Annotated in this window: 16 protein-coding genes; 7 read left to right on the plus strand and 9 right to left on the minus strand. The window is 64.6% G+C overall.

Features of this window, described 5'->3' with window-relative positions:
* Window positions 1-245: 245 nt before the first annotated feature.
* Window positions 246-1,610 (plus strand): FAD-dependent oxidoreductase, encoded by a 1,365-nt coding sequence (locus VSR34_RS06055; protein ID WP_342962098.1) that lies wholly within the window; start codon window positions 246-248, stop codon window positions 1,608-1,610.
* A gap of 135 nt (window positions 1,611-1,745) precedes the next feature.
* Here the strand turns inward: VSR34_RS06055 and VSR34_RS06060 are convergent, their stop codons facing one another.
* A complete protein-coding gene (locus VSR34_RS06060) occupies window positions 1,746-2,576 on the minus strand; it encodes a MerR family transcriptional regulator (RefSeq protein WP_028214291.1) in 831 nt (276 codons plus the stop codon).
* Window positions 2,577-2,893: 317 nt separating this feature from the next.
* Between VSR34_RS06060 and VSR34_RS06065 the strand changes: the two genes are divergently transcribed.
* Both VSR34_RS06065 and VSR34_RS06070 read left to right on the plus strand, forming a co-directional pair.
* The gene (locus tag VSR34_RS06065) at window positions 2,894-3,511 is read left to right on the plus strand and encodes a LysE family translocator (protein WP_342962099.1); all 618 of its coding nucleotides are present in this window, start codon (window positions 2,894-2,896) and stop codon (window positions 3,509-3,511) included.
* Window positions 3,512-3,577: 66 nt separating this feature from the next.
* On the plus strand, window positions 3,578-5,944 hold the full coding sequence (locus VSR34_RS06070; RefSeq protein WP_342962100.1) for a DNA polymerase II: 2,367 nt from the start codon (window positions 3,578-3,580) through the stop codon (window positions 5,942-5,944).
* A gap of 25 nt (window positions 5,945-5,969) precedes the next feature.
* Here VSR34_RS06070 and VSR34_RS06075 read toward each other — a convergent pair whose 3' ends face one another.
* Window positions 5,970-7,385 carry a PLP-dependent aminotransferase family protein gene (locus tag VSR34_RS06075; RefSeq protein WP_028231937.1) on the minus strand — a complete coding sequence of 472 codons (1,416 nt, stop codon included), beginning with the start codon at window positions 7,383-7,385 and terminating at the stop codon, window positions 5,970-5,972.
* A gap of 168 nt (window positions 7,386-7,553) precedes the next feature.
* Here VSR34_RS06075 and VSR34_RS06080 point away from each other — a divergent pair, with 168 nt between their 5' ends.
* On the plus strand, window positions 7,554-8,882 hold the full coding sequence (locus VSR34_RS06080; RefSeq protein WP_028214287.1) for an aspartate aminotransferase family protein: 1,329 nt from the start codon (window positions 7,554-7,556) through the stop codon (window positions 8,880-8,882).
* Window positions 8,883-9,104: 222 nt separating this feature from the next.
* Complete coding sequence (locus VSR34_RS06085; RefSeq protein WP_028214286.1) at window positions 9,105-9,353, plus strand: hypothetical protein; 249 nt, start codon at window positions 9,105-9,107, stop codon at window positions 9,351-9,353.
* Window positions 9,354-9,503: 150 nt separating this feature from the next.
* Here VSR34_RS06085 and pcaC read toward each other — a convergent pair whose 3' ends face one another.
* The 5 genes from pcaC to VSR34_RS06110 all read right to left on the minus strand — a co-directional run bounded on the left by pcaC (window position 9,504) and on the right by VSR34_RS06110 (window position 13,614).
* Window positions 9,504-9,896, minus strand: coding sequence for a 4-carboxymuconolactone decarboxylase (pcaC, locus tag VSR34_RS06090; protein WP_028231939.1), 393 nt, complete (start codon window positions 9,894-9,896; stop codon window positions 9,504-9,506).
* On the minus strand, window positions 9,896-10,684 hold the full coding sequence (pcaD, locus tag VSR34_RS06095) for a 3-oxoadipate enol-lactonase (RefSeq protein WP_342962101.1): 789 nt from the start codon (window positions 10,682-10,684) through the stop codon (window positions 9,896-9,898). Before pcaD ends, pcaC begins: the two co-directional genes overlap by 1 nt.
* Window positions 10,685-10,716: 32 nt before the next feature.
* Window positions 10,717-12,084 carry a 3-carboxy-cis,cis-muconate cycloisomerase gene (locus VSR34_RS06100; RefSeq protein WP_028231940.1) on the minus strand — a complete coding sequence of 456 codons (1,368 nt, stop codon included), beginning with the start codon at window positions 12,082-12,084 and terminating at the stop codon, window positions 10,717-10,719.
* A gap of 145 nt (window positions 12,085-12,229) precedes the next feature.
* On the minus strand, window positions 12,230-12,889 hold the full coding sequence (locus VSR34_RS06105; protein WP_342962102.1) for a 3-oxoacid CoA-transferase subunit B: 660 nt from the start codon (window positions 12,887-12,889) through the stop codon (window positions 12,230-12,232).
* A 17-nt stretch (window positions 12,890-12,906) separates the two neighbouring features.
* Window positions 12,907-13,614, minus strand: coding sequence for a 3-oxoacid CoA-transferase subunit A (locus VSR34_RS06110; protein WP_028231941.1), 708 nt, complete (start codon window positions 13,612-13,614; stop codon window positions 12,907-12,909).
* 330 nt (window positions 13,615-13,944) lie between these two features.
* Between VSR34_RS06110 and VSR34_RS06115 the strand changes: the two genes are divergently transcribed.
* Window positions 13,945-14,868 carry a LysR family transcriptional regulator gene (locus VSR34_RS06115; protein WP_028214280.1) on the plus strand — a complete coding sequence of 308 codons (924 nt, stop codon included), beginning with the start codon at window positions 13,945-13,947 and terminating at the stop codon, window positions 14,866-14,868.
* Window positions 14,869-14,987: 119 nt separating this feature from the next.
* The gene (folE, locus tag VSR34_RS06120) at window positions 14,988-15,644 is read left to right on the plus strand and encodes a GTP cyclohydrolase I FolE (protein WP_028214279.1); all 657 of its coding nucleotides are present in this window, start codon (window positions 14,988-14,990) and stop codon (window positions 15,642-15,644) included.
* Window positions 15,645-15,700: 56 nt separating this feature from the next.
* Here folE and epsC read toward each other — a convergent pair whose 3' ends face one another.
* Entirely contained in the window at window positions 15,701-16,630 is a 930-nt protein-coding gene (gene epsC / locus VSR34_RS06125) for a serine O-acetyltransferase EpsC (RefSeq protein ID WP_028214278.1), read from the minus strand.
* Window positions 16,631-16,739: 109 nt separating this feature from the next.
* Entirely contained in the window at window positions 16,740-16,973 is a 234-nt protein-coding gene (locus VSR34_RS06130) for a hypothetical protein (RefSeq protein WP_028214277.1), read from the minus strand.
* Window positions 16,974-17,140: the final 167 nt, after the last annotated feature.

Here is a 17,140-nt window from a genome sequence, read left to right on the forward strand (position 1 = left end):
CCAGCGTGGCGTTGAGGCCCCGAAGCGCTGGAATCTGGACAAGTCGGCAGGAGCGGCATGGCCCCGACCCAATCTGACCGAGTCTCGTTGGCACGATGTGCGTGCGCGGGTGGGAAAACCCTGATTACACCGCTGGACAGATTCCCTTACCTTGCGAATCTACAGAAAACATATAGCATTTTTTACACATGAACATTTTGACTTCTTCGCCACGAGAGTCGAGGCCGCTCCAGCGAAGTTTCTGGATGCAGGAAACCGAGCCGCAGTTGCGGCCTTGTGCGTCGCTGACCACTCGTGAAACGGCCGACGTCGTCATCGTTGGCGGGGGATACGTGGGGCTGTGGACCGCCCTCACCCTCAGCGAAGTCAGCCCCGAAAAGAAAGTGGTCGTGCTCGAGCGCGACGTTTGCGGGGGCGGCGCATCCGGACGCAACGGCGGCTTCGTCATGTCGTGGTGGCCAAAGATCGCGTCGCTGCTGGCCTTCATGGATGTCGAAAGCGCACGCTTTCTTGCGAACGCCTCGGAACACGCGATCGAGGAACTCAGGGCGTTTTGCGAGCTGCACGCCATCGATGCGCATTTCCGGCGTGCCGGCTGGCTGTGGACCTCGACATCGGAAGCACAGCGTGACTCGTGGGCAGCGACCGTCGAGACCTGCGCGAGGCTGGGCATGCGCCCGTTCGAGGCCGTAGCGCCTGCCGAAGTGGCCCGCAGAACCGGATCGGCAATTCACCGCGCGGCCGTGTTCGAGCGCAGCAATGCCACTGTGCAACCTGCCGCGCTGGTTCGCGGCATGCGCAGAGTGGCGATGGAGCGCGGCATCCGGATCTACGAGAACACGCCGGTCCTGGAGATAGGTCACGACATCCCTTCGGTCATTCGGACTGCAGAGGGTGAAGTCCGTGCCCCAGCTGTGGTGTTGGCAACGAACGCATGGGCGGCCGCCGTTCCGGAGATCGCGCGTTTGATCGTGCCCGTGAATAGCTCGATCGTGGTCACCGAATCCATTCCAGAACGGTTGAAGGCGATTGGCTGGACGGGCGGCGAGGCCATTACCGATTCGCAGTTGATGGTCGACTATTACCGGACGACGCGAGATGGGCGTATTGCCTTTGGAAAGGGCACCGGCGCGCTGGCCAGAGGCGGCGTCATCGACGCGACGTTCAGTTACCACAGGCAAGGCTGTGCCATGGCGGAGCATGACTTCAGGCGTAGTTACCCGATGCTCTCCAACGTGCGCATCACGCATGCGTGGTCGGGACCGATCGACCGGACTTACGACAGCCTCCCTGTATTCGGCACGTTGTCGGGCACCAGCCATATTCACTATGGCGTTGGCTGGAGCGGCAATGGTGTCGGTCCCAGCCGGATCGGCGGAAGAATTCTGGCAAGTCTCGCGCTCCAGCGCAAAGACGAATGGAGCGGCTGCGCGCTGGTTGCACGTCAGGCGAAACCGTTTCCGCCGGAGCCGGTCAAGTATCTCGGTGGTTCATTGGTGCGAGGCGCGGTGCGCAGAAAGGAGTCCCGCGAAGCGGTCGGCGCCCGGCCCAGGGCAATCGACATGATGCTGGCGAAATTCGCTCCATCCGGACTAGAAGATAAATCTTGAGGATGACCTGGCATAAAGCCGGTGATTGTTCACGGTGAGGAAAGCACCGGTTTATCGCCGCGGTCCGGCGGTCGCCGTGCCGCTCCGATCCCTTAGGCGCGCGTCGGTTGCGATGCTGCGCGCGCCAGCTTTCAATCAGAAGCTCTTCGGCGTATTGACCCAGACGAGAACCGTTGGCTCGTCGCCGATGGCTTTCCAGCTGTGAGGGCGCTGACTCGCGAAGGCGATGCTGTCGCCCGGGCCGAGGATGTGCTGCACGTCGTCCACCGAAATCTGAAACGTTCCAGACAGGACGTGAATGAATTCCTCGCCTTCATGCGAGTAAAAGCCGCTGCTCTCAGCGCCCGGTTGAAGCACCCACTTCTGGCAGTCGAGCAGATCGAGCGACTCGGCCAATTGCAGGATGCGGATGTTTTTTCCAAAGCCCGCAACGCTCCTTTCACTCCCCCGGCGCACGACGTCACGATGCGGCCCGCGGCTGGACGGACGCGAGAGGTCCGTGACCGTCGTGCCATAGCACAACGCGAGCGCCTGCATGCTCGCCACCGTGGCACCCTGTGACGTACGTTCGAAAGTCGAGATAAAGGAAAACGGAAGGCCAGAAGCCTCAGCCGCCTCGCGCAACGACATTCCGGCTTTGTTTCGGGCCAGCCGGAAACGGCTGCCCAATCCGGTCAGCCCGTTGTCGTTCACGCTGTCCGCGTTCTGAGCTTCGCTTTGCTGCGCAATGGCGGCAGTATTGAATCCTTTCTCCGCGAGCGCCTTGCGAATAGCTGACATATTCAGCCCCTCGACTTTTCGCATGTGCTGTATCGCGCGAATTTTCTCGATATCCGTCTGATCGAAAACACGCTGGCCCACCGGTGAGCGCTTCGGCGACACCAGCCCGTGTTGCTCCCACAGCCTCAGTGTGGATACGTTCGTTCCCGTCAGTCGGGCAACGTCGGTAATGCGATGCAGGGTCATGCGTGTTCCTCGGCGTGTGATGGGCGAATTCAGGCAGGAAAAGCGCCTGCTTGCGCCCATGGCGGACCAGCAGCGGTCCATTATTTTACCGGTTCGTCGAATGTCCGAAGGGACGCGCGTTTCAGGCGAACACGGCATCGCTGTTTCGCATTCGCCCGATTCGCCCTGGCTTCGCACACGCATGAAGGCCGTACGGTACGCGAGCCCCTGCCCTATCCGTACCGCCCACCGTCCCATTAACTGTACCGGTACTGTATAGAAAGTTGTGGATAGACTGTCTCCCAATCTGCAATCCCTTTCCGGACCCTCCTCGCCCCATGTTGCCCGAACTGCTCAGCGCGCTGCCCGCCGGCATGCTTTTCGTCGTGGTCACGACCATCACGCCCGGCCCGAATAACACCATGCTGCTCGCCTCCGGCGTCAACTTCGGCTTTCGCCGCACCGTGCCGCACATTCTGGGCATTAGCGCCGGCGTGGTCTTGCTCATGCTCTCGGTCGGCTTTGGGCTCGGCGAAGTATTCCGGCACGTTCCCGTGCTCTATGTCGTGCTGGAATCCGCGAGCATCGCGTATCTGCTGTATCTCGCCTGGAAGATCGGCACGTCGGGCGACCTCAAGGTCAAGGGCGGCGAGCACCGGCCCATGCGCTTTCATGAAGCCATCGCCTTCCAGTGGGTCAATCCCAAGGCATGGATGATGGTGCTCACGGCCGCCACTACCATCCGCCTGTCTGCAGACTTCGGCACCAATACGATGGTGATGGCGTTGCTGTTCTATGTGATTGGACTGCCCTGCATCTGTATGTGGGCCGCGTTCGGCACCGGGATGCGACGCTTTCTCTCGAATCCGCGCAGGCTGCGTGTCTTCAATGTCGCCATGGCGCTCTCGCTGCTCGTTTCGCTGTATCCCATGTTCGCGCACGTGCTCCGGCGATAGACCATCCTCCCTGTCCCCGCCCGGACGTTACAATTGCAACGGGAAAATGGGCGGTGGAGTCACACTTTGTCTGAGTTTGAAGCGGGCTTTATTCTCACCCGCCATTGGCGCGATACGGGCGACAGCACGGAAGTGGATTTCTGGCTCGCGACCGAAACAGGGCCGCGCCGCGTGCGTCTGCGTCCGCAGCCGTCGGTCGCTTTCGTGCCGGTCGCGCAGCAGGCGGCTACGCGCAGCGTGCTGGAACGCGATGCGCGCGCCGAGCTTCGCCCGCTTGCGCTGCAGGACTTCCAGCGCCGCCCCGTGCTCGGCCTCTACTCCCCGCAATATCGCAAGTTGACGGGGCATGCAAAGCGCCTCGCCAAGGCGGGCATCGACGTCTACGAAGCCGATATCCAGCCGCCGGAGCGCTACATGATGGAACGCTTCATCACGGCGCCCGTGCTGTTTCGCGGCGAGGCGGGCGCGGGCGGCGCGCTGTTCGACGGCGAGATGAAACCCGCCAACGGCTATCGCCCGCGACTCAAGCTCGTATCGCTCGATATCGAAACGAGCGCACAAGGCGAACTGTATTCGATTGCGCTGGAAGGCTGCGCTCAGCGCCAGGTCTTCATGCTTGGGCCCGCAAACGGCAACGCGAGCCCGCTCGACTTCGACTTCGAGTACTGCGATAGCCGCGCGCAGATGCTCGAGCGCCTCAACGCGTGGATGGCGCAGCACGACCCCGACGCGATCATCGGCTGGAATCTCGTGCAGTTCGATTTGCGGGTGTTGCACGCGCATGCCCGGCAAACCGGCGTGCCCCTGCGCCTCGGACGCGGCGGCGAGATCATGGAGTGGCGCGAGCACGGCACGCAGGAGAACCATTTCTTCGCGGGCGCCGCGGGCCGCCTCATCATCGACGGCATCGAGGCGTTGCGCTCGGCCACCTGGAGCTTTCCGTCGTTCAGCCTCGAGTATGTCGCGCAGGCGCTGCTCGGTGAAGGCAAGTCGATCGATAATCCGTATCAGCGCATGGACGAGATCCAGCGCCGCTTCGACGAGGAGAAGCCCGCGCTCGCGCGCTACAACCTCAAGGACTGCGAACTGGTCACGCGCATCTTCGAGAAGACCGAACTGATCTCCTTCCTGCTCGAACGCGCGTCGGTGACGGGACTGCCGGCCGATCGCATGGGCGGATCGGTGGCCGCCTTCACGCATCTCTATCTGCCGAAGATGCATCGGCTCGGCTATGTCGCGCCGAATCTCGGCGACGTGGTGGGCGAGAACAGCCCCGGTGGCTTCGTGATGGACTCGCGCCCCGGCATCTACGACTCCGTGCTCGTGCTCGATTACAAGAGCCTCTACCCCTCGATCATCCGCACGTTCCTGATCGATCCGGTCGGTCTGATCGAAGGCCTGAGCGAACCCAGCGACGAAGCCTCCGTGCCGGGCTTTCTCGGCGCCCGCTTTTCGCGCAGCAAACACTGCCTGCCCGAAATCGTGCGTCAGGTGTGGGAGGGCCGCGAGAGCGCGAAGCGGCAGCACAATGCCCCGCTTTCGCAGGCGCTGAAGATCATCATGAATGCGTTCTACGGCGTGCTCGGGTCGACTGGATGCCGCTTCTTCGACCCGCGCCTCGCTTCGTCGATCACGATGCGCGGGCATGAGATCATGCGCAAGACTCGGCAGCTCATCGAGTCCCAGGGCTACGACGTGATCTACGGCGACACCGATTCGACCTTCGTCTGGCTCAAGCACGCGCACAGCGAGGCCGACGCCGCGCGAACGGGCAAGCAGCTCGTCGAATACGTGAATGCCTGGTGGAAGGCCGAACTCGAAGATCGATTCGGTCTCCAAAGCGCTTTGGAATTGCAGTTCGAACGCCATTACTCGCGTTTTCTCATGCCCACCGTGCGCGGGGCGGAAGAAGGCAGCAAGAAGCGCTACGCCGGCCTCACGCTCGCGAAGGACGGCCGCGAGGAAGTCGTGTTCAAGGGGCTCGAAACCGTGCGCACCGACTGGACGCCGCTCGCGCAGGAGTTCCAGCGCGAACTGTACCGGCGCATTTTCCAGCGCGAGCCTCATGTGGAGTACATCCGCGACTATGTGCGGCGCACACTCGATGGCGAACTGGACAGCCAGCTCGTCTATCGCAAGCGCCTGCGCCGGCCGCTCGCCGAGTACCAGCGCAATGTGCCGCCGCACGTGCGAGCCGCGCGCGTCGCCGACGAGTTCAATCGCGCGAAAGGCCGTCCGCTCCAGTATCAGAACGGCGGCTGGATCAGCTACGTGATGACGACGGCCGGGCCCGAGCCGCTCGAAACGCTCAGTTCGCCGCTCGACTACGCGTTTTACGTGAGCCGCCAGCTACAGCCCGTCGCGGATGCGATTCTCCCTTTCCTGCGCGAGGATTTCGAAACGGTGATGTCGGGGCAGCAGAGCTTGTTCTGACGTTGAACGCGCGCCGTCGCCGCCCTCAGCGCACGCGCTCGATGAAGCGCCACAGCGCATCGTCGGTCGAATACGGCGCGTTGAAGCGGAACCACGCGCTCGGTTCGTCGTCGGGCCGGAAATACGAGCCCGGCGCGAGCCAGATGCCGTCACGCAGCGCCGCTGTCGCAATCGCCCCCGCGCGTTCGGGCTCGACGGCCAGGCGCGCCCACACGAAGAGCCCCGCGCGCGGCCGGTGGAACACCTCCAGCCCGAGCGCGTCGAGCCGCTCCTCGACGCACGCATGCGCGGCCTTCAGGCGTTCGTTCACGAGCTCGACATGGCGCGCGTGACGGCCTTCGAGCAGCACCTTGTCGACGACGCGCTCGATGGTCTCCGACGACGTCAGCCCCACCGCCATTTTTGCGCGCGCCAGTTCGCGCAGCACGTCGCGCTCGGCCACCACGTAGCCGCAGCGTAGAGATGGCGTGACCGTCTTCGAAAAGCCGCCCACGTAAAGCACGCGCTGCAGACCTTCCATCGCCGCGAGGAGCGGCGCGCCGGGCGGCGCGAGCTCGCGGCTCACGTCGTCCTCGACGACCCACATGCGCTGGCGCTCGGCGATCTGCAACAGGCGGAAGGCGTTGGCCATCGTGAAGGTCGCGCCCGTGGGGTTCTGCAGCGTCGTGTTCACGAAGATCGCCTTGGGCTGATGCGCGGCCACCTGGCGCTCCAGCGCCTCGATGTCGAGCCCGGCCGGCGTGCGCGGCACGCCGTGCACGGTGAGTCCCGCGAGCTTGAGGATCTGCAGCAGATTGCAGTAGCCGGGGTCCTCCACCAGCACCGTGTCGCCCGCGCGCAGCAGCGTGCGCACGACGAGATCGAGCCCCTGCGTCGCGCCATGGGTGAGCAGGACGTTCGACACCTCGACAGGAAGCCCCTGGCGGTCGAGCTGCGCCGCAATGCGCTCGCGCAGCGGCGCGTAGCCGTACGGGTGCCCGTAGTCGCCAAGGCGCACGGCGGGCACGCGGCTAAGCGCGCGCAGGGTGTGATGGAGGCCGCTTTCGTTGATCCATTCGCCCGGCACCCAGCCGCAGCCGGCCTTGATCGGCACCGAATGATCGGCGAAGACGTCGGAGAGCAGCCACGTGGCCGTGAGCGTGGGCGGCTGCCAGCCCGTCACGCGCGCCCGCTCCGACTCCCCGCTGCTCTCGTGGCGCGCCGCCACGCGGTAGCCCGAGCCGCGCCGCGCCACCACGACGCCCATCGAAACCAGCCGGTTGTACGCCTCCGTCACCGTATAGGTGGAAAGCGAATGCGTTTGCGCGAGTTGCCGCACCGAAGGCAGCAGCGCGCCGGCGCGCAGCGTTTGCGCTTCGATGGCGCGCGTGAAGGCCTGTACGAGCTGCTCGACGAGCGTGGTGGAGGCGCCGCGGCCACGCTCCAGTGCGAGTTCGATCATGGGAAAGCAAGGACGTGATGCGAGGGAAAACCCGAACGATTCGGAAGCCGACCAATACAGTTGACGAGAATTGTCCAGCACAGTTTTCAGATCAGTATAGAGACTGTCTATGCCGCGGCTCAAGTCCCGGCGCTACAGTTGTGCAAACCCAACTGAGGAGAAACACGCATGACTTCGCGCCCCGTCATCGACGATCTCTCGTCGTTCTGGATGCCATTTACCGCGAACCGCCAGTTCAAGGCCGCGCCGCGCCTGCTCGAATCGGCGAGAGGTATGTATTACCGCACGAGCGACGGCCGCGAAGTGCTGGACGGCAGCGCGGGCCTGTGGTGCGTGAACGCGGGGCACGCACGCGAGGAAATCGTCGCCGCGATCGCCCAGCAAGCGGCGACGCTCGATTTCGCCCCGACGTTCCAGATGGGTCACCCGCTCGCGTTCGAAGCGGCCAGCAAGATTGCGGAAATCATGCCGGCCGGCCTCGACCGCGTGTTCTTCACGAATTCCGGATCCGAGTCCGTCGATACGGCGCTGAAAATCGCGCTGGCCTACCATCGCGCGCGCGGCGAAGGCCAGCGCACGAAGCTGATCGGCCGTGAGCGCGGCTATCACGGTGTGGGCTTCGGCGGCATCTCGGTGGGCGGCATCTCAGCGAACCGCAAGGCGTTTTCGGGCCAGTTGTTGCCCGCCGTCGATCATCTGCCGCACACGCACAACCTCGAACACAACGCGTTCTCGAAGGGCCAGCCGGCCTGGGGCGCGCATCTCGCGGACGACCTCGAACGCATCGTCGCGCTGCACGACGCCTCGACCATCGCCGCCGTGATCGTCGAACCCGTGGCGGGCTCGACCGGCGTGCTGGTTCCGCCGCAAGGCTACCTCCAGCGTTTGCGCGACATCTGCACGAAGCACGGCATCCTGCTGATCTTCGACGAGGTCATCACGGGCTTTGGGCGCCTCGGCAAGGCCACGGCCAGCGAGTATTTCGGCGTGACGCCCGACATCCTCACAATGGCCAAGGCGATCAACAACGCCGCCGTGCCGATGGGCGGCGTGGCCGCGAGCCGCACGGTTCACGACACCATCGTGAACAGCGGCGCGCCGGGCGCCATCGAACTGTTCCACGGCTATACCTATTCGGCGCACCCGCTGGCCGCCGCCGCCGCGATCGCGACGCAGGATCTGTATCGCCGCGAGGGCCTGTTCGAGCGTGCCCACGCGCTCGCACCGAAGTTCGAGGCTGCCGTGCACGCGCTGCGCGGTGAGAAGCACGTGAAGGACGTTCGCAATCTCGGCCTCGTCGCCGGCGTCGAACTCGAGTCGCGCGACGGTGCGCCGGGCGCGCGCGCTTACGAAGTCTTCGTCAAATGCTTCGAGGCGGGCGTGCTGATCCGCTTCACGGGGGACATTCTTGCGTTCTCGCCGCCGCTGATCGTGAGCGAGGAGGAAATCGCACGCCTCTTCGGCACGGTTCGCGACGTGCTCGCCACGGTGCAGTAAGACGCGAAGCGAGCGTTTTTTCGTTCAATGTGATGTGCTCGCATGGGCGGCCCGATTTCGGGCCGCCCTTTCTTTTCGACCCCGTTCGAGCCAACCGGACTCCCGGTTCAAGCACGGAACGCGCCATCGGCGTATCGTTGCGTTATCCGCCACGGCACACGCCATTGCACGTTGAGCCGCAGCGCGCCGCAACCCACGTGCGCTGCGCCAGGAGGGAATCTCATGAAGATGCCAGTCCGCACCGGCACGCATATCGAGGGCGTCCACTGGATCGCCGAGTATCTGGAAGCGACCCATCAGATCCGCGTCTTTCGCGGCGGCCGTGTGGTCGATACGATCGCCGCACCCGCGGCGATGTTCGGCGAAGAGCGCGACGCGGGCTCGGCCAGCGATGCCGCGAGCCGCGCCGAGGAAGCCGCGCTGCTCGCCTTCCTGCGCCGCTACGTGGCCGACGTGCAGCCTGAAGAGTAGGAATCTCTAGCGCAAACCGCGCTTGCCACGTCAGGCGCCGCGCATCGCGTGGTTCGTGATCACATAATTAATCTGTACTGCAGAACGATGTTGCGCCGCCGGTGTTCGACTGAACGCGGGGCGCCGGCCCCGCGCCTATTCATCACAGAATCAGGACTGCTGCTCGCCGTCCTGCTCGCGGAAAATCCGGTCGGCGAGATGAAACGCCGAGTTCGCCGCCGGCACGCCGCAATAGATCGCGGTCTGCAGCAGCACTTCCTTGATCTCGTCGCGCGTAACGCCGTTGTTGCGCGCCGCGCGCAGATGCAGCGCGAGTTCCTCGCTGCGATTGAGCGCGACCATCATCGCGATCGTCAGCAGGCTGCGCGTGTGGCGCGGCAGACCTTCGCGCGTCCAGATCTCGCCCCATGCATAGCGTGTGATGAAATTCTGGAATTCCGCGGTCACTTCCGTGCGATTGGCGATCGAGCGATCGACGTGCGCGTCGCCCAGCACCGCGCGGCGCACCTGCATGCCTGCTTCGTAGCGCTCCTCGTCGTTCATCACGCCTCCAGCAGGAAATCGGTCACGATCTTGTTGTATTCGTCCGCCCTCTCGACATTCGAAATGTGCGCGGCGTTCAGTTCGACATAGCGCGCGCCCGGCACCGACGCGGCCAGTTCGCGCCCTTGCGCGGGCGTGGCTGCCACATCGTGCGTGCCCGAGATTACGAGCGTGCGCGCCTTGATCGAGCCGGCTTCGCCGCGCAGGTCGGTGGCGTTGATCGCGTCGCAGTTCGAAGCGTAGCCCTCGTTGTCGGTATGCACGAACACGTCGCGCACCTGCGACATGACGAGCGCATGGTTCGCGGCGAATTCAGGCGTGTACCAGCGCGGCAGCACCGCGTCGGCGAGCGCGACCATGCCTTCGCTGCGGGCCTTCGCCGCACGCGGCACCCAGACTTCGGGCGAGCCGATCTTCGCGGCCGTATTGCACAGCACGAGACGATCGATGCGGTCGGCGTAACGGGCGCCGAGGCCGACGCCGGTCAGCCCCCCCATCGAAACCCCGACGAAATGCGCGCGCTCGATGTGGAGCTGGTCCAGCAGACCGATCACGTCGCCGGTCAGTTGCTCGATCGTGTACGGGCCCTGCGGCGCCGCCGAGTGGCCGTGGCCGCGCGTGTCGTAGCGCAGCACGCGGAAGTGTTTCGTGAATTCGGCGAGCTGCGGCGTCCACATCGACACGTCGCTACCGAGCGAATTCGACAGGACCACCCACGGCGCCGTGCGGTTCGCCGTACCGTCGATGCGGTAGAACAGGTGCGTGTCGTTGACGGCTGCGTAAGGCATGCGTGTTACTCCTCGTGTGTCTTCTGTAATGATCAATGGGACGCGCGCAATTTTTCGCGCCTCTCGTACGACGCCAGCACGGCGTCGACGAAAGCCAGCGCTTCGCCCACGTAGTTGGCCGGATCGAGCAGCGCCTTCAGGCGCGCTTCGTCCAGATGACGGGTGACAGCGGGATCGGCCGCAAGGACTTCGTAGAGCGTGCGACCGCTTTGTACCGCTGATTTCGATGCGTGCTCGACGAGATGATGCGCGTCGAGGCGGCCGATCCGGTCGCCTAGCGCAAGCATCACCGCCTCACCGAGAATCAGGCCGTGGGTGGTGTCGAGATTCGCCGCCAGCCGCTCGGGCCGAACTTCGAGTCCCGCCGCGATCTGTTCGATCTGCGCGAGCGCCCCGCCGGCGAGGCGCGCGAGATCGGGCAGCGCATCCCACTCGGCTTGCCAGCCGCCGAGCGCGCGCTCATGCTCCTGAACCATGCCCGCGAACACCGTCGCGACGAGGCCCGGCGCGCGCGTGGCAGCCGTCAGGACGGCTGCGCAACCCACGGGATTGCGCTTGTGCGGCATGGTCGAGGAACCGCCCTTGCCTGCTGCCGCCGGCTCGGCCAGCTCGCCGATTTCAGTCTGCATCTGCAGCGAAATGTCGCGTGCGATCTTGCCTAGCGTGCCGATGAGCATGCCGAAGAATGAAGCGGCCTCGGCAATGCGGTCGCGCTGCGTATGCCACGGCAACGCGGGCGACGCGAGACCAAGCTCCTGCGCGAGTGCGGCGCTCACCTTCGGCGCGGCGTCGCGCAGGCTGGCGAGCGTGCCGGCCGCGCCGCCGAACTGCAGCACGAGCGCGCGCTCGCGCAGCGCCGCGAGCCGTTCGCGATGGCGCAGCATGGCGTCGAGCCACTGCGCGAACTTCAGGCCGAGCGTGATGGGCAACGCCTGTTGCAGCCACGTGCGCCCCACCGCGGGTGTCGAGCGATGCTTGCGCGCGAGGTCTGCCAGCGCCGCACTGAGCGAATCGATGCTGCGTTCGATAAGGACGAGCGCATCGCGCAACTGCAGCACCGTGGCCGTATCGATGATGTCCTGGCTCGTGGCGCCCCAGTGAACGTACTTGGCGGCTTCCGGGTCGGCAGCCTTCACGCGTGCCGTGAGCTGCTTGACGAGCGGGATCGCCAGATTGCCGCCCAATGCGGCGTCGCGTGCGAGCGCGGGCGCGTCAAGCTGATCCGCCGCGCAAGCCTCGACGATCGCGGCCACGGCCGACTGCGGAATCACGCCATGCGCGGCGCAGGCGCGCGCGAGCGCCGCCTCGACATCGAGCATGCGTTGCAGCGTGGCGTCCGCAGACCAGACCGCATTCATCGGCTCGGTCCCGCAGATCAGGCTCGTGAGGCGTTCAATCATGGAATGTGGCGCGAAGAAGAACGGCGTTCAGAAGGGATCACGGATCGAAGGAACGAAGCGGGCGCGGCAACCGGCGGCGAATACCCCCGGTTGCCGCGCCACTGCGTGCAAAAGATGCGCACGTCGATCGATGCAAGCAGACAGTTTACGCCGCGCGGCGGTTTTGCGTCGAGTCGATCAGCGGCACGCCGGCGAGCTTCTGGAGGGCGTCGAAATCGATGTCCGAATAGATCTCGCGCACGGCCAGCCCTTCGGGCGTGACGTCGAACGCGGCCAGGTCCGTATAGATGCGGCCCACGCAAGCCACGCCCGTGACCGGGTACGAGCACTCGCTCACGAGCTTGCTTTCGCCCTGCTTCGTGAGCAGTTCCATCATCACGAACACCTGCTTCGCGCCGAGCGCGAGGTCCATTGCGCCGCCCACGGCCGGAATCGCATCGGGCGCGCCGGTGTGCCAGTTCGCGAGGTCGCCCTTCACCGACACCTGGAACGCGCCGAGCACGCAGTAGTCGAGGTGGCCGCCGCGCATCATCGCGAACGAATCGGCATGGTGGAAGTAGGCGCCGCCGGTGAGCAGCGTGACGTGCTGCTTGCCCGCGTTGATGAGTTCATCGTCTTCCTCGCCGGGCGCGGGCGCCGGGCCCATGCCTAGCAGACCGTTCTCGCTGTGCAGGAAAATTTCCTTGCTCGGGTCGAGGTGATTGGCGACCAGCGTGGGCACGCCGATGCCGAGATTCACATACGCGCCTTCGGGAATGTCCGCGGCCACGCGCTTGGCCATTTCGTCGCGATTCAGTCGTTTCATTGCCTCTCTCCGTTCCTTCAGGCAGCCTGGCCGCCTTGCTGCCCATGCGCTCGATGCGCCGCTTGCGGCACTTCCACGACACGCTGCACGAAAATGCCGGGGGTCACGATGTTTTCCGGATCGAGCTGGCCCAGTTCGACGACCTCGGAAACCTGAGCAATCGCGACCTTCGCCGCGCTCGCCATGATGGGGCCGAAGTTGCGCGCCGTCTTGCGGTACACGAGGTTGCCCCAGCGATCGCCCTTATACGCCTTGATAAGTGCGAAGTCGGCGTGCAGCGGTGCTTCGAGCACGTAGTGCCGGCCATCGATCAGGCGCGTTTCCTTGCCTTCGGCCAGCCTGGTGCCGTAGCCCGTGGGCGTGAAGAAGCCGCCGATCCCGGCGCCCGCGGCGCGGATGCGCTCGGCCAGATTGCCCTGCGGCACGAGTTCGAGCTCGATTTCGCCGGCGCGATAGAGCTCGTCGAACACATACGAATCGGTTTGACGCGGGAACGAGCAGATGATCTTGCGCACACGTTTCGCCTTGAGCAACGCGGCAAGGCCCATGTCGCCGTTGCCCGCGTTGTTATTGACGATCGTGAGATCGCGCGCGCCCTGCTCGATGAGCGCGTCGATCAGTTCGGCGGGCATGCCGGCCGTGCCGAAGCCGCCGATCATCACCGTGGCGCCGTCATGGACGTCGGCAACGGCGGCTTGAAGCGAGTCGAAAATCTTGTTGATCATGCCTGTTCCTGAAAGCGATCCGCATCGCGGAAAGTCCACGTCACTCGATCGCGAAAAGTTCTATATACGAACACTGATTCGTTTAGCGAACGTCCAGCGCATTATCGGAGCGGATTCAAGCACTTGTCAAGGCGTGTCTACCCAAACCGGCAGTCCATTGCATGTTGGGCGGGCGCGTCATGCCAAGCGCGCAGATGCACTTTTCTGCCGCTCTGAGGGGAGAAAGCCGACGACGCTCGCCTGTGGGCATACCCGAATATCCGGAACGCCGATTCATCGGCTAGCCTTTATCCGATTTCGACATAGTGCGCTCTCGCCACCCGCTGCTTCATGCAAGACCTCGATCTCAACCTCATCCCCTTTCTCGTGGCCATGGACGAGGCACGCAATGTGAGCCGCGCCGCCGAGCGCCTCGGCGTGAGCCAGCCGCGCGTGAGCACGGCGCTCGGCAAGCTGCGCGAATACTTCGGCGACCCGCTTTTCGTGCGCACCTCGCGTGGCATGGAGCCCACGCCGCGCGCGCTCGGGCTGATTCCCGCCGCGCGCGACGCGTTGGTGCGCATCGAGAAAGGTATGCTGCAGGCGCAAGACTTCGATCCCGCCACGAGCACGCATACGTTTTCCATCGCGCTTTCCGACGTGGGCGAGATCGTCTTCCTGCCGCGCCTCTTGCAGGTATTCGGCGAGCGAGCGCCCAAAGCGAACCTGCGCTCGGTCTCCCTGCCGCCAAGCCAGGTGGAACGCGGTCTCGAATCGGGCGACATCGATCTCGCGGTCGGCTATTTTCCCGATTTGGGCGGCAACAACTTCTTCCAGCAGCGTCTCTTCACACACCGCTTCATCTGCATGATGCGCAGTGGGCATCCGCTCGCCGGCAAAGGCATGACGATCGAGCAGTTTCTTGCCACGGGCCACGCCGTCGTACGCGCCGAAGGGCGCAGCCAGGAAGTGCTGGAACAGTATCTGGAGAAGAGGCGCATGCGCCGCCGCGCCGTGCTCGAAACGCCTCACTTCATGAGCCTGCCGTTCATTCTCACGCGCTCCGATCTCATTGCGACCGTGCCGCATGCAATCGGCTTCGCCTATGTGTCCGAACATGCATCGGTGACGCTAGTGGAACCGCCGCTGCCGCTGCCGCGCTTCGACCTCAAGCAGCACTGGCATCGCAAATTTCACAACGCGCCGCGCGGCGAATGGTTGCGCGGCGTGGTCGCGGAACTGTTCAACGACGCCATGGACGAGTGGCCCAGGTAACCCGGACGATCGCGCGCGTCTCGCGCATCCGGCTCGCACGAAGCCCTGCAAAACATGAAACAATGTGCGCTCGTGGTGCACGCCAAAGCGGCGTCCCTCCACATGACAGGAGCCCATGCATGAGCGAAGAAAAAAAAGCCGGTAAAGCGAAGCAAAGCAAGAGCACAACGAGCGCAACGCTTGCGCGGCCGTCACGCGCTGAAGCCGAGGACGCAGTGCGTGTGCTGTTGCGCTGGGCCGGAGACGATCCCTCCCGCGAAGGGCTCATTGATACACCGGCGCGCGTCACTCGCGCCTATGAGGAATTCTTTGCGGGCTATGCGGTCGATCCGCGTGACATCCTTTCGCGTACCTTCTCGGAGGTGGACGGTTACGACGAAATGATCGTGCTGAAGGATATCCGCTTCGAGAGCTACTGCGAGCATCACATGGTGCCCATCATTGGGCGCGCTCACGTGGCGTATCTGCCCGAGCATCGCGTCGTGGGCATCTCGAAGCTCGCGCGCCTCGTCGACGCCTTCGCGAAGCGCCTGCAGATCCAGGAGAAGATGACCGCACAGATCGCCGACACGCTCAATGACGTCCTGCAACCGAAGGGCGTGGGCGTGATACTCGAAGCGGCACATCAGTGCATGTCCACGCGCGGCGTGCACAAGGCCGGCGTGGAGATGGTCACGTCGCGCATGCTGGGCACCTTCCGCACTGATCCCTCCACACGCCGCGAGTTTCTCTCCATCGTCGGCAATCCGGCCGCGATGAGCGTCGCCAATACCTGAGCCGAAACCGCAGGCAACGAACGGGACTGCAGTCCCGTTCGTCATCGTTCCCCGCTCTACTTCATCGGGCCTTCGTCGCCGCGCTCGATCTCGCGGATCTTGCCCTGGCGCACGCTGCTGCCCGGCGGCACGCTATGCGTGAGCCACACGTTCCCGCCGATCACCGAGCCGCGCCCGATCGTCACACGTCCGAGAATCGTCGCGCCCGCGTAGATCACGACGTCGTCCTCGACGATGGGATGGCGCGCGTTGCCCTTCACGAGCGTGCCGTCGAGATCGGCCGCGAAGCTCTTCGCACCGAGCGTCACGGCCTGATACACACGCACGCGCTCGCCGATGATCGCCGTCTCGCCGATCACGACGCCGGTACCGTGATCGATGAAGAAGCTCGAGCCGATCTGCGCGCCAGGATGGATGTCGATACCCGTAGCCGAATGCGCAATTTCGTTGATGAAGCGCGCGAGCAACGGGACGCCGAGGCGGTGCAGCGCGTGCGCGAGCCGGTGGTGCGTCATAGCCCACACGCCCGGGTAGCAAAGCAATATCTCGGTGATGTGCTGTGCGGCGGGATCGCCCGTAAACGCGGCCTGGATGTCGCTCACGAGCAGCGCCCGAATGCCGGGCAATTGCCGCCCGAACTCGCGCGCCACTTCGAATGCGCGCGCGCGCAACGCGTCGTCGCTCGCCTGCGCGCTCTCCGGCAGGAAACGCAACGCTCGCCGAATCTGTTCGGCGAGCAGGCGCAGAGTGCTGTCGAGCGTATGGCCGACGTAGTAGTCGATGCTCTCGTCGGTCAGGTCGGGGGCGCCGTAATGCGTGGGAAAGAGCGCGGCGCGCAGGCCGGCGACGATGTTGATCACCGCATCGCGCGAAGGCAATTCGCGGATGCCGAGCGGATGGCGCGTGCGATGACGCTCTTCACGCGACGCACGCAGATCGGCGACGATCTGTTCGAGACCCCAGTCGGGGGAAGCAGCATTGGACATGGTGATGCGCAGCAGACGCACGGTCCGCGGGGGATGTATCGACCCCAGAGATTACCGCGTTTTACGGGAGCGCGCCGAAGCGCCCGCGGCGGCCAGCGCCGCAAGCGGGTCAAAGCGTGACCGTGCTCGCATCGATCCACCGAACGGCCCAGTCGCGCGCATGGGCGATGGCGGCCGCTTCGTCGGCAAACCGGAGGTCGGCAGGAAAAAAACGATTGGCAACGAGTTCGCCGTCGCTGGATCGCGAAATCACCACATACGGTTGATACGAGCCGTCGCCCGCACGCGCCGGAGCGCAATTCAGCAAATAGCCGCGATGCGTAAATGCAGCGTCGAAGTGCATGTGTGTCACCCGCCCTGACTGCCTCGTCCATTTTTTGTGGCGCGTGCGTTCAGGATCGTGCGGCAAAGCCACAGCATGAGCCCTCTCCCGGCCCATTAATCGAAAGCGCGCCTACTCGTTGAAAGAGGATCATACTCCTCGGAAAAAGACCCATTCAACGAAAAAAT

The organism is Paraburkholderia sp. JHI2823 (assembly GCF_038900695.1).
Taxonomy (GTDB): Bacteria; Pseudomonadota; Gammaproteobacteria; order Burkholderiales; family Burkholderiaceae; genus Paraburkholderia; species Paraburkholderia mimosarum.